Origin of the sequence: Rhizobium laguerreae (assembly GCF_002008165.1) — a bacterium.
In the GTDB taxonomy this organism is placed as follows: domain Bacteria; phylum Pseudomonadota; class Alphaproteobacteria; order Rhizobiales; family Rhizobiaceae; genus Rhizobium; species Rhizobium laguerreae.
Genome location: NZ_MRDM01000013.1, coordinates 1 through 12935, shown reverse-complemented (window position 1 = coordinate 12935; position 12935 = coordinate 1). Strand labels below are relative to the sequence as shown.

The 12935-nt window shown below is 57.4% G+C and carries 13 protein-coding genes and 1 pseudogene; 10 read left to right on the top strand and 4 right to left on the bottom strand.

Annotation, left to right across the window (positions count from 1 at the left end):
• Positions 1–307 precede the first annotated feature (307 nt).
• The 8 genes and pseudogenes from BS630_RS15395 to BS630_RS37990 form a co-directional block, all read left to right on the top strand.
• Complete coding sequence (locus BS630_RS15395) at positions 308–763, top strand: DUF4142 domain-containing protein (RefSeq protein WP_077978108.1); 456 nt, start codon at positions 308–310, stop codon at positions 761–763.
• A gap of 525 nt (positions 764–1288) precedes the next feature.
• Positions 1289–1555 carry a DUF982 domain-containing protein gene (locus BS630_RS15390; RefSeq protein ID WP_077978107.1) on the top strand — a complete coding sequence of 89 codons (267 nt, stop codon included), beginning with the start codon at positions 1289–1291 and terminating at the stop codon, positions 1553–1555.
• A gap of 651 nt (positions 1556–2206) precedes the next feature.
• Positions 2207–3256: an LLM class flavin-dependent oxidoreductase gene (locus BS630_RS15380; protein ID WP_077978105.1), complete on the top strand. Its 1050-nt coding sequence runs from the start codon at positions 2207–2209 to the stop codon at positions 3254–3256.
• A 20-nt stretch (positions 3257–3276) separates the two neighbouring features.
• The gene (locus BS630_RS15375; RefSeq protein ID WP_077978104.1) at positions 3277–4302 is read left to right on the top strand and encodes a LysR family transcriptional regulator; all 1026 of its coding nucleotides are present in this window, start codon (positions 3277–3279) and stop codon (positions 4300–4302) included.
• Positions 4303–4333: 31 nt separating this feature from the next.
• Positions 4334–5269 (top strand): pirin family protein, encoded by a 936-nt coding sequence (locus BS630_RS15370; protein WP_077978103.1) that lies wholly within the window; start codon positions 4334–4336, stop codon positions 5267–5269.
• A gap of 89 nt (positions 5270–5358) precedes the next feature.
• On the top strand, positions 5359–6609 hold the full coding sequence (locus BS630_RS15365) for a DUF5996 family protein (protein WP_077978102.1): 1251 nt from the start codon (positions 5359–5361) through the stop codon (positions 6607–6609).
• 411 nt (positions 6610–7020) lie between these two features.
• Entirely contained in the window at positions 7021–7224 is a 204-nt protein-coding gene (locus BS630_RS38665; protein WP_376774683.1) for an SDR family NAD(P)-dependent oxidoreductase, read from the top strand.
• Between the two features lie 207 nt (positions 7225–7431).
• Positions 7432–7562: pseudogene (locus BS630_RS37990) on the top strand (alpha/beta hydrolase family protein); the annotation flags it as partial.
• A 124-nt stretch (positions 7563–7686) separates the two neighbouring features.
• Here the strand turns inward: BS630_RS37990 and BS630_RS15345 are convergent.
• The 3 genes from BS630_RS15345 to BS630_RS15335 form a co-directional block, all read right to left on the bottom strand.
• Positions 7687–8250, bottom strand: a complete 564-nt coding sequence (locus tag BS630_RS15345) for a nuclear transport factor 2 family protein (RefSeq protein ID WP_077978100.1) — start codon at positions 8248–8250, stop codon at positions 7687–7689.
• Positions 8247–8537, bottom strand: coding sequence for a MoaF-related domain-containing protein (locus BS630_RS15340; RefSeq protein WP_077978099.1), 291 nt, complete (start codon positions 8535–8537; stop codon positions 8247–8249). The genes BS630_RS15345 and BS630_RS15340 overlap by 4 nt, the downstream gene beginning before the upstream one ends.
• 93 nt (positions 8538–8630) lie before the next feature.
• Positions 8631–9281, bottom strand: a complete 651-nt coding sequence (locus tag BS630_RS15335; protein ID WP_077978098.1) for a hydrolase — start codon at positions 9279–9281, stop codon at positions 8631–8633.
• Positions 9282–9436: 155 nt separating this feature from the next.
• Here BS630_RS15335 and BS630_RS15330 point away from each other — a divergent pair, with 155 nt between their 5' ends.
• On the top strand, positions 9437–10321 hold the full coding sequence (locus tag BS630_RS15330; protein ID WP_025395813.1) for a LysR family transcriptional regulator: 885 nt from the start codon (positions 9437–9439) through the stop codon (positions 10319–10321).
• 266 nt (positions 10322–10587) lie between these two features.
• Here the strand turns inward: BS630_RS15330 and BS630_RS15325 are convergent, their stop codons facing one another.
• Positions 10588–10956: a nuclear transport factor 2 family protein gene (locus BS630_RS15325; protein ID WP_025395814.1), complete on the bottom strand. Its 369-nt coding sequence runs from the start codon at positions 10954–10956 to the stop codon at positions 10588–10590.
• Positions 10957–11458: 502 nt separating this feature from the next.
• Between BS630_RS15325 and BS630_RS15320 the strand changes: the two genes are divergently transcribed.
• Positions 11459–12643 carry an amino acid ABC transporter substrate-binding protein gene (locus BS630_RS15320; protein ID WP_077978153.1) on the top strand — a complete coding sequence of 395 codons (1185 nt, stop codon included), beginning with the start codon at positions 11459–11461 and terminating at the stop codon, positions 12641–12643.
• Positions 12644–12935: the final 292 nt, after the last annotated feature.

Here is a 12935-nt window from a genome sequence, read left to right as displayed (position 1 = left end):
AAAGCGTGCTGGTTTAGGTCTCCCCTGCCGGTATGTCGTCCTCTTGGGATTGCTCGCGGAGGCTGCCATCGCTCCTGCTATCGTTCGGTTGATCAGAGATGGCACACGTTTTTTGATGAGCCTTCCGCTCAGGATCGAAACAGAACCGCGAGTGAGTGGGACGTTCACGGCGGTCATCTTCCTGGCCTGGGAACCTGGACATCTGTGTCCGCTTCCTTACCGAGATTGATGCATCTTTCGGTGTGAGTGCGGGAACTCAAGCCGCAGGATTTGGTTCGTGCAGGTGGCAAACAATGGAGATCGCCCAATGGAAGGCATGCTTCCGATGGTGACCGGGGTGGCCGCGCAAGATCGACCGATCGAGAAAACGAAGCTCAAGGCTTTGATGGGAGGCGACTTCGCGACTGCGACGAGCGAGGTCGCCGCTACAAGGGCAACGAGCCGACAAGTCAAGACCTTCTCCGAACTAGAAATTGAAGAACAAGCGGCGGTTGCTAGAGCGTTCGGCTCAAAACCCGGCGCGGCAGGGCTGAGCGAAAAACATCAGGCCGCGCTTCAAAAGTTGCAGGCGGCATCCGGAGCCGAGTTCGACCGCATGTACATCGACGGCCAAATCAATGGACATGAGGAGCTTCTAGGCATTCATAAAAGCTACGCCAGAAGCGGCGACGACCCGATGGCCCGAGGTGCGTCGATGGTCGCGGTCACCGGCATCCAAAGTCATCTGGTAATGTTGAAGAGCATCAAAAGCACGCTCAGCTGACGAAAAAGAGAGGGTCATGGCGCCGCCGTTCAGCCATCTGTCGCGATTCTCACGGCAAAGCAGTGAGTGATGCCTGCCGATGAGAATCTCGACCGTTATCTCACTGCGCGAAGATGGCGGAAATCATGGTGTGCGAATCTGAGTGTCTTTGGCTGCACTGAGGAACCGCGGTGTCCGACGCCGAAGCCGCAGCATTGAAACGCGGCGCCATAAGATCCTGCAGAGCGGCGGGTTGAATGCTCGGACACCATGAGCTGCAACCTCGCACAGACCTACGATTGATCGGAGCATGCTCGTGCACCGGCGACAACGGAGGCCACCAAGACGGAAGCGCTTCTGGCTCGCGCAGTTGGTGCACTGGACGTGGCTAGTTCAAAAAGGTCGTCCTTCACGCCAGCTGATGTCAATCCGTCCCGACCTACCTTTCACTGAGGGTCCGGTTGTGTACCAGGCTGATCTGTGCGGAAAAGTACAGGAAGGAACCGGCCGGTCAAATGTTTGTTGTCGCCACGAAAGGAGGGTCTAATGAGCACCTTAGTCATCGAAAGCGACTTCACTGTTGCCTGGAAAGTACCTGTTCAAGTCAGAGTCGGCAGAGGCTTCGTCGAATCCGTCCGAGGCCCTGAAGAGGGCCTTCAATATCTTTCCTACAGGTGGCCGGTGACCTCCGGCACCTGTTACGACGAAGCCCGGCTAAAGTGTCTGCGTGCATTGCAGAAACGATTTCCTTGCGAGGCCGCTCGCGACGCATTTATCTTGGCAGCCCAGGAAGCACGAATGCTGGCTTCGTGATCACTCCGCAGGTCGTATTGGTTTCCAGCCGCGGCGAAGCGCTTAGGACCGAACAAGCCATCGAACTGTACTGCGCCGAAATCACAACGCCATCATCCAGAGGGAGCCACCAGCACATGCAGGACCTTCGAGGAGCATCAGTCGTCATCGCCGGCGCATCAAGCGGCATTGGACGAGCGACCGCACTCGCCTTCGCCAGGCGTGGTGCGCGGCTCTGTCTTGCCGCCCGACGATAAAACGTCTTGCAAGAAGTTGTCCGGGACTGCCAGGAAATAGGTTCGTGGCTGTAAGATCATAAGTGCCAAAAGCGCGTCCGATGCAATCTGTGAGGAGGTAAATGACAGGGAGATCGGCTTCTTCAACTCCCCGCCACCTCGTCGGTCGCGATCGCCATTGCGTGCCGGCTGTGAGGCGATCTCGCGATTTGAACTGAAACTCTTTTGTCCACCCGGAAGATGCCTTACCTCCGCGCCCGGAATAAAGCCTGGTTGGCATGCAGATCCTCTTGCAAACGGCGTTCCTCATTTTGCGACAGAGCTTCCCAGGATCGAGCACTATCGCATGGCCGGCAGTGATGACACTCTCAGCCTGTCGGTGGCGGTTACCCGTGGTGAATGAAGCTCTGCGCCAACATCTATCAAAGGACCCACAATGGAAATCGGTATCGACAGTTTTGCAGCTATCCTACCAGATCCGGCGACAGGACAGGTTCCCTCGGCCACCATCCGTATGGCGGAACTGATCGAGGAAGTCGAAGTGGCGGACCGCGTTGGATTGGACGTGTTCGGTATCGGTGAACATCACCGCGCAGAGTTCCTCGACTCCGCGCCGACGATCATACTGGCTGCCGCAGCGGCAAGGACCAGCCAAATCAAATTGACGAGCGCGGTGACAATAATAAGTGCCGCCGACCCTGTGCGTGTTTTTCAGGAATTTGCGACCCTCGATCTAATTTCCAAGGGCCGTGCGGAAATCGTTGTCGGTCGCGGGTCCTTCGTCGAGGCTTACCCGCTCTTCGGCCTGGACACGCGCGACTACGACGACCTTTTCGCGGAAAAGCTCGATCTGCTAGTCGCGCTGCAGGAGTCGACGAATGTCACCTGGGAAGGGCGTTTCCGAGCACCGCTCAGTGGACAAGGAGTCTATCCGCGTCCCCATCAACAGCAACTACCGATATGGATCGGTGTGGGCGGCACGCCGCAGTCCTTCGCCCGCGCTGGTGCGCTTGGGCTTCCGCTGATGATCGCCATCATAGGCGGAAGCTTTGAGCGCTTTCGCCCGCTCGTCGATCTCTATCGAGAAGCTGGTAAACGAGCAGGGCACAGCCCCGAAGTGCTCAAGGTCGGCATTCACGCGATGGGCTTCGTCGGCGAAAGCGATGCGGCAGCCAAGGACGCTTTTTTCCCTGGCTGGGCACATCTGACAGCGAATATCGGACGCGAGCGCGGCTGGTCGCCGCCGACGCGTCAGCAGTTTGAGGTCATGGCGGGACCTGAAGGTGCATTCCTAGTTGGTGATCCGACGACGGTGACAGCCAAAATACTGCAGGCGAGCGAAACACTGGGTGGCACATCTCGCATCACCTTCCAGATGAGCACAGCCGCTCTCGAAACTGCAGCGATGAAACGATCGATAGAACTGCTGGGCACTGAAGTGGCGCCGGCGGTCAGAACGGCACAACGGCTTAATACCCTGGCTTGATCGTAATACGGGGATCCGAAATGGACATCGAAGATCTGCGGGCCTTTGTCGAAGTCGCCGATTCCGGTGGTGTATCGCCCGCGGCGCGCCGGTTGGGGGTATCCAAGTCGATGGTCAGTCGGCGGCTTGCGCGGCTTGAGATAGAACTCGGCGTTCAACTTCTTGCGCGCACAACGCGCGGTGCGGGCCTGACCGAGGCGGGCGTTACGTTTCGCGATTTCGCGGCGAAGACCTGCACCGAAATAGACATTGCTCGCGAAACGATTTTGCCCGAAGGCGACCTTCGTGGGCGCTTGAGGGTTTCCGTTCCGCTGACATCGGGCCCAATGCACTTCGCCTCCGTGCTTACAGAAATGGCGCGCCGCCACCCGCAGCTTCAAATCCATTCAGAATATAGCGACCACTGCGTCGATCTGGTTGCAGAAGGGTTCGACTGCGCAATCCGCGTCGGCGCGTTGCGTGATTCAAACGTGATCGCCAAGCGCGTGGGCGAGATTTATTTTAAGCTCGTCGCCAGCCCCGACTATATCAGGGTTCATGGCTCACCTAAATCGCCAGGCGAAATCGCGACCCACCAAGCCCTATTGGGTATCGAGGCCTGGCGGTTCCTGGAAGGCGACAAGATCATCACTGTGCAGCCACAAGGACGCTTCAGCTCCAACAATGGTGCGGCGATCGCCAAAGCCGCAGCGGAGGGGCTTGGCATTGCTTGGCTTCCGGACTGTGTCACCCGTACATATCTTGCCTCAGGCGCGCTCGTCCCGATCATGACGCGCTTTCCGCTGCCCGTCGGGGATGTTCATGTTGTGAGGCCATCCAGCCCCCATCCACCGCGCAAGGTGCGTATCCTTTCCGAATTTCTCATCGCATCTTTCGAAAAACTTCGCGGGGCGTCGGGTGCGGAAAACCGATCACGCAACCTTGATCACTCGCCCACATCTTTCAACAGTTCGTCGGGTGCGGAACTCCGCCTGGCGATAAATAACTCCGTTTCAGATGATGATGCCGTCAGAGAACTGCAGCAACCAATTCACTCCGCGATGTAAATCGCCCACCAGATAAGAAAGGTGTCCGCACATGAGCTGGAACCCCGCAATCGAACCAGGCTGCCCGGACGAGGTTGGCATCGACGCGATCGAGACCCTCATCATTCCCCGCGCTCGCGACCTCGGCGGCTTTGAGGTCCGGCGCGCCCTGCCGGCCCCGAAGCGACAGATGGTGGGACCATTCATCTTCTTCGATCAGGCGGGCCCGGCGGAATTGTTGACCGGCCAGGGCATCGACGTCCGTCCTCACCCGCATATCGGTCTCGGGACCGTCACCTACCTTTATCGCGGCGACTTTCACCACCGCGACAGCACCGGAGCCGACCAGATCATCCGCCCTGGTGCGTTGAACTGGATGGTCGCGGGCCGCGGTGTTTCCCATTCGGAGCGAACATCCGCCACCGCCCGAACCGGGCCGAACAGCCTCTTCGGGATCCAGACCTGGCTCGCCTTGCCGGAAGAGAACGAGGACATGGCGCCAACGTTCAACCACTACGGTGAGGATTTACTACCGGTGATCGAGGATCACGGGGTGTCGGTTCGGCTCATTCTCGGCAACGCCTACGGCAAGACCGCTCCCGCAACCATGTTTTCTGAGACATTCTATGCCGATGTCACGCTGGAGGCGGGAGCTCGCCTGCCGATGCCAGACAATCACGAAGACAGAGGCATCTATATCGTCGAAGGCTCGATCTCGATCGCTGGTCAGGAGTTTGAGGCACAGCAGATGATGGTCTTCCGCCCCGGTGACAGGATCACGGTTGCAGCAGGACAGAAAGGCGCTCGCCTGATGATCTTAGGCGGGGCTACACTGTCTGGACCGCGCTACATCTGGTGGAACTTCGTCGCTTCGTCGAAAGAGCGAATTGAGGAAGCCAAGGCTGAATGGCAGTCGCAGAAATGGGGCGAAGGCATGTTCGACCTGCCGATCGACGATCGGGACGAGCATATACCGCTTCCGGAATGACGACAGGAGCGCGATCGCCCTGGCGCGGTCGATCAAACCGAACCGCATTCACGACGTCGTCGTGTTTCGGCAGAAATGGAGTAAGTAAAATGAGCAATAAATGGCCCCGCCTCGACTACCTCAGCTGGCGCGAGACGTGTTCCGCCCTGCACCTTTATCTGCAGGTCGTCGGCAAATACCGGCTGGCTCATACACCGTGGCTCAACCATTCCTGGAACGCGACTTTCTACGTGACCCCTTCCGGTCTGACGTCCTCTCCAATTCCTGATGGCCCCGGCATCGAGATTGTGATCGACTTTCACGACCATGCCGTAGTGGGCACGAGCGGCGACGGACGCCGGGCTTCGTTTGCGCTGGGGGCGTCTACCGTCGCTGAGTTTCATGCCAATTTCACCCATCTGATCTCCGAACTCGGCGGCAATCCCGACTTCCATGGCCAGCCAAATGAAGTGGCGGACCCCGTGCCGTTCGATGAGGACCATCGGGAACGTTCGTATGACCGCGAGGCCGTCCAGAATTTTCATCAGGCATTGATGGCAATAGACCGTGTATTCAAAGCGTTCCGGACATCCTTCATCGGGAAATCCAGTCCTGTACACCTTTTCTGGGGCAGCTTTGATTTAGCCGTCACACGGTTTTCGGGGCGGCAGGCGCCAATCCATCCAGGCGGCATACCAGCACTGCCGGACAATGTGGCGCAGGAGGCCTATGACCGCGAGGTATCTTCGGCGGGCTTTTGGCCGGGAGGTGGCGGCATCGATTATCCCGCATTCTATGCCTATGCCTATCCCGCACCGAGCGGTTTCAGGGCTGCGTCTGTTCGGCCTGATGCGGCATTCTGGCATGAGGGCCTGTCGGAGTTCATCCTTCCTTATGAGGCGGTCCAAGCTGCAGCCGATCCTGACGAAGCGCTACTGGCGTTTCTTGTGTCGACTTACGAAGCAGCCGCCGAACTTGGAAATTGGGATCGCGACCAGCTTGAGTGCACGCACGGGCAGCGGGGCAAAGTTCGGGAACTGAATGCGAAGGTTCCGGAGAAGGCCGCTTCTTCGGTTAGCGAGGAAGTGGAACGGGAGGACGGGGCGTCGAAAGGGCGGTATCGGATCGTGGTAGAGGGCGTCGAGGCGGAGATGACCTACAGCCGAGCTGGCACACAGCTCATCATCATCGATCACACCGACGTCCCCGCGGCCTTACGGGGGAGAAAAGTTGGTGAGCGGCTTGTGCGCCAGGCGGTCGAAGATGCCCGACGCGAGGGTGTTTTTATCATTCCCCTTTGCCCGTTTGCGAAAGCCCAGATTGAGCGACATCCTGAATGGCAGGATGTTCTTCGAAAGTGAGCAGAATATCCCATTGGAGAATAGCATGCAGGATGAAACCGTAGCGGTGCTCACTGCCGAAGGTCTCGGTGTCAGGGCAATCGAAATGGATGTCAAGGATGGCGTTGGTTTAGCGCGGCCGCTGGTCGGGTGGAGGGCGAGGACGGAAAGCTTAACGTCCTGATCAACAATGCCGGTATTGCTGGCCGGGAAACGACCACTCCCAGCCAACAATCGATTAATCGATGACATTCACACCGTCTATGAGGCGAATGTCGTCGCCTCCCGATCCAGGCTTAACCGCCACCGACTTGCGCGGCCATTCGCGTTATCGCACCGTCGAACAGGCCGCGAAGAGTGTCGTCTTTCTCTCACCCATCGATAAGGATGGCTCGACCGGCGGCTCCTTTTTTCGACGAGGAGATCTCCGGTGTGATCGTAAATGTCAGTTCCGGTGTCACCATCAAACCGCTTCCGGCGCTGTCAGTCTATAGCGCCAGTAAGGCGGCATTGAATGCCTTTACAGAGAGCCTCGCGCTCAAGGCGGGCCTGTTTGATGTACGGGCCAAACTGGTCCTGCCAGGCTCTGCGTCAACAACCGGCTTCGGGAAGAATGCGTCGCCCGGATGGGCATGAAATTCCCGAACCCTATGCCGCATTCGTTCAGGATTATCTAACGACGCTGCGATCCGGCACTGAATTCACGACGCCGCAAGACGTAGCCGATGCCGTCTGGCGTGCAGTGACCGAACCGGACGCGCCGATGAAAACTCCGGCCGGCGCGGATGCGCAGCGATGGTTTCGCGAAGCGGGTCCATCCGTGACGCAGAAGGACAGCCAGTCATGAACAACCTGATCGATCTTTCGCGACATATCCCACGCCCGAGGCCTCACTCACCGTCGCTTACACGCCGATCCGTCTGCCGATGGATGGCCGCCAACCGCTTGAACTGTGGCTGACCACGCCAGCCTCTTGTCATTTTTGACGTCGTTCCGTGCGCTCGGCATAAGACGGGAGCTTCCCTGTCGCCGGATCCAGGAGGATGGCCGCAAAGCTGTCACTACCAATTTCATGAAAAGCCCTCGCAATACGGTGGATCAGTTGACATGGCCTTCGATGAAGACCGTCGACATGACGCGTCGCCAGCATAAGTCCCTGAACGAGGGCCTCCCGCGCAATTGCTTGCGCGGGGTATCTGTATACGTGTTAGCCGTTTCGGTGCGGAACTCTGCTTCTTTCGGGTCGAACATAGCGGTGCCGCCGAGGGTTGCCGCGACTGGTACTTCATCTTGGAGTACATCCCAGTGCTCAACCAGTTTGCCATTCTCGACACGGAACAGATCGACCACGATTTGCGTGCTTTCGGCCCAACCGCGGATGCGGCCATGGATGGCGACAAAATTCCCCTCGGCCAGCGTGAGGCCGGGTTCGTAGTAGACGTCCTGCGGCAGGTTATTGACCAGGGCTTTCAAGGCGTCCCGGCCTTGAGGGATACTGGGATTGTGCTGCACGTAATCTGGCGCATAAAGCCGCTCGACCGCCGCCACCTCGTGACGCTGGAACAACGATGTCATTGCTTCGCGCGCCAGAGCCTTGTTGCGCTGGGGACGATCGTCGATAACACGATCGGTGGCACGCGTGACTGCAATCGAACCGGTCATCCGCAGGAACTGGCCGTTCGCAACGTCGCATGCGAATGGATCAGGCCGCGGTCGAAGTCTTGGACGTTGGTGACAGTGGCACCGTCCTTCTCCTGCCAGCTAACTGTAAACAGGCTGTTACCAAGCGGCACGACGTGAATATCGACGATCTCGATGTGAGCAAGCGGCCCCTCTTTGATCTCGAATTTCAGTTGCGTCGTTGATAAAAGTGAAAGGCTGGCTGTGAAGTTTGGATAGGAAACATCCAACTCTAACCCGACGGGGAAGTGATCGATCGACAAATTCATGGTCCTTATTCGGTGCACCGGATTTGGGTGGCGAGGTCCGATAAGACACTCTTGGCAATCCATCATCGGAGCCCGCCAACCCGGGTAAAATCATCAGGCCGTTTTGGGAACAGGCGTATTGAGCAGTTGCTGTTCCCAGAGATATGCGATGCCGCTGCCACCAGCATGCTGGATGATCACATCTGTGACCTTCCCTGCAGTTTCCGCACGAGCCCAGTCACGCTGCCATTCGGCCGCCAGAGCGAGCCAGGTCATCATGTTGGCACCAGCCGCAATCATGCGCTGGATGGCGACCTGGTGCGCTTCGACCGAGACACCGCCGGAAGCATCGGTGATGACCGTGACGTCCCAACCTTCGCCAAGTGCCTGGATCGCCGGCATCGCGACGCATACCTCGGTCCACAGACCGGCGAGGATCAACTGCTTGCGACCCGTGGCCTTAACCACATCCACCACCTTCGGGTCCTGCCAAGTGTTGATAAAGGTTCGGTCGATGATTTCCTGGCCCGGAAATACGTCAGAGACCTGCGGAAAAAGGTTGCCGCCACGTCCGGCAACGACGGTGGTCAGGATTGTCGGCACACCAAACGCCTTTGCGACCTTCGCCAGGCCCACAGTGTTGTTGACCACCATTTGCGGCTCATGGCTGTTTAGGTTCGCAAGCTGATAAGGCTGGTGGTCGATCAAAACCAGTACCGAATCTTCGGGGCGAAGGAGTGACGAAAGGCCGTTACGAAAGGTCATGATAAATCCTCTGCTGTCATTTAAAGGGTGCGTTGAACGATTTGATCAGCATGCGCTGACAGAGGCGCTGCCGTTGACGCGGACACTGTCATTCCACAAAATGATGCGGTAGTGTTCAATCTTGCAAAGCTGTGTCGCCAAACGGGGAACACCAATTGGACATCGAAGACCTTAGGACGTTTGTGGAGCTTGCGGATGCTAGAGGTGTGACGGCCGCTGCAATGCGACTTGGTGTCTCGAAGTCGATGGTCAGCCGACGGCTGGTCCGGCTTGAGGAGGAACTCGGTGTCCAGCTTCTGGCGAGAAACACTCGTGGCGCAGCACTCACCGAAGCGGGCAGCACGTTCCGGGATTATGCAGCAAGAGTCTGTGCGGAAATCGACGTGGCCAAGGAAACGATCTTGCCCGCCGGTGAGCTTCGCGGGCGCTTACGGATCGCTGCACCTTTGTCGTTCGGGCCAACACACTTGGCCAGCGTCTTCGCGGAAATGGCGCGCCGTCATCCGCTCTTGCAAATACAGACTTGTTACAGTGACCAGGTCGTCGATCTCATCATGGAAGGCTACGACTGCGCAATACGGCTCGGCTATCTTCAGGACTCCAATCTGATCGCGAGACGCGTCGGCCCGATTTACGGGAAGCTCGTTGCGAGCCCCGACTATATCGAGAAACATGGGTCTCCCGAGACGCCGGAAGATCTTGCCAACCATCAGGCTCTCATGCAGGGAACGGAAACTTGGCAGTTTCTGGATGGCGAGATGATCATCACGGTCAATCCGCGAGGCCGCTTCAAGGCTGACAACGCCGTCGCTCTCACGGCCGCCGCGGTAGCGGGTATCGGGATAGCCTATCTCCCCGAGGGGCTCATCAAAGATCATGTTGCATCGGGTACGCTTGTTCCTGTGATGCCAAATTATCCATTGCCCACGGCTGGTATTTACGTTGTGCGGCCCCCCGCACAATATCCAGCCAAGAAAGTTCGTGTCCTGACGGAAATGCTGATCGAATGCTTCGATGACGGTAAGGCCCCGGATGCATAGCCTCATTTCGTCGGTATCGCGGCGAACTGGCGTTTGTACTCTTCGTTACCAGATCATCAAAAGTGGCATGCCGAAGCTCGCCAGCCAGTCGACCGCTTGGTCCAATAGCCCGGCTTGTGATCATGCTCGTAACGGCCAGCTTCACGAGCGACACCAATACCGAACAGCCGCGGGCTGAATGATTTTGACGACATCTTTGATGTCAGTTCCGTTCGAGCACGCATGGCTTCTCGCATCTTTAAGTCAATGCCCGTGAGCAAACTCCCTTAGGTGCCGGGTTCGATAAAAACATACAGCGAATGTATCCGACCATCCTGGAAATGAGCGATATCCATGCCAGTAACCGCTGAAGGACCATCAGGAGGGCCTGCTTGCCATCGCAAACGGCCAATACCGTGGTGACCGAGGGCTGGCCCCATTGCCGAGAAGACGAAGTCGGCGGGTAAACTAGCAAGAACGGCGGTGACAGCATCGGAAATCGACGCATGGCCGATGACCGAAGTTTCCGGCTCATTAAGTGTAGCGTTCGCAGCGTAGAGTTCGCCGATCGCGATCAGGCGCCGTTCTGGATCGCGCTCGCTGAATACGCCGGTCAGGTTTGCTTGCATGAGTCCGTCATAGTCTAAGGCTTGCATGGCTTAACTCCATCGGGTTGATCTTGTGATACGCGAGCGGCTGCCCAGATTGGGCGCAACAAACGCCCACCATTGAAAGCGACAAGTATGGGTAAGGCGCACGAGTGGGCTAGTTACCGATATTGGAAAGCTGTGTCGCAAAAACTGGAACGACCTGATGCCCCGCAGCTTCGATCGCGTTGCCGCAACAATGCTTTGCATAACTTCCATTTCGGCAGGCCTCCTGTCGCAAGAAAGAAAACCCGCTCCGCAAGCACGATAATCAGCGGGTTGCTGATCTATCGACCCTCGCGACGGAAGGACGCGTTCCGTGTTCTGCGACACAGCTTCACCATTGTGAGCCTAGTGACGATAGCCGACGCTCGCTAAACTGCCCTCGCACAGCATAAACTGGAACGGACCCAAAGATCGAACGAAGCCGAACCACCTGCCAAGGCTCAATTCTTCTTAGATGGTAGTGCCGAGGCTGTCCTGGTTCTTCCGTCAGCAAAGGCGCATGGTCATGTCGTTTACAACAGCTCCGATCCGCATAGGCTACTGCCTTTCATTGACAGGTCCGCTTGCGGGCAATAGTCAGTCGGCACGGCTTGCGCACGAAATTTGGCGAAGCGAAATCAACGACGCGGGCGGCCTGCTCGGCCGACCCGTCGAGTTCGTCTGCTACGACGACGAAGGCGATGCGTCCCGCGTATCTGGCCTATATGAACGGTTACTCGACAAGGATAGAGTTGATCTGGTCATCGGCGGCTACGGCACCAATACCATATTGCCGGCCATGCCGTTGATCATTGAACGCGAGCGATATTTCGTCGGATTGATGGGTCTTGGCGTCAACAATGCGCTCTCTTACACGAACTATTTTGCAATGATACCAACAGGTCCGGACCCGAACGCGGCTCTGACGGAGGGTTTCTTCGAGATTGCCGCACAACAGAAGCCAAGGCCTATGACGGTCGCACTCCTTTCTGCGGATGCCGTATTCTCGAAAAATCCCATTCTTGGCGCAAGGGCCAACGCGGAAAAACACGGTTTCAAGGTCATCCACGAGGCTGAGTATTCGCTTGCGACCACTGACTTCGCACCGATACTGGATGCGGTCGCTGCGAGCAATTGCGACCTGCTTTTCCTATGCTCCTACATTCAGGATTCGATCGATCTCATCCGCGCCATTCGCAAACACTCCTTCCGTCCGAAGATGGTGGGCGCGGGTATGATCGGCCCTCAGAATACGTCCGTAAAGACGGCACTCGGTCCCCTGCTCAACGGCTTGGTGAACTACGAGTATTGGGTTCCGGTTTCGACGATGATTTTCCCCGGCGTGGCAGCCTTCCTAGACACCTATCGAGAGCGCGCCAGGGTCGAAGGCGTCGACCTTCTCGGGCACTACATGGCTCCGCTGGCCTACGCTCAGATGCAAGTCGTCGCGAAGGCGATTACCTCGACCGGCGGGCTCGACGACCGGGCTTTGTCGAATTTCACCCGTAATGCGGTATTCCATACGGTCATGGGCGAGATACGGTTCGGCAAGAACGGCGAGTGGGAGAACCCCAGGGTGGTGCAAGTGCAATTCCAGGGGATTGATAGCCATAACGCCGATCAGTTCAGAGATGGCTCGAAGCAGGTTGTCGTCAGCCCCGGCGGGCTAGCGTCGGGACAACTCATTTTTCCTTACGCTTCGGCGCTGTGATAACTTGGCAGCGCGTTTGAGAGCAGACTTTCAATGGCAGGTGTGGCTAATGCTATGACAAGCTTATTTACTGAACGATACTTTCGTGTGTTCGCCTTGAAGATAATTTTTCCGCGTGGCCGTGCCGAAAAGAGTTTACGCCGTAAGCCCATCGATCAGCTCTTGCTGCCGTAAAGTGCTTCTGCAGCTACCGGTATCAATAGGCAGACCGCTTAGAGCCTGACCGAAAAAGAGTTGAGTGAAATCAGCCAGTTGTGATTCTGTTTGTTTGCTTAGGACGAACGGAGACCAC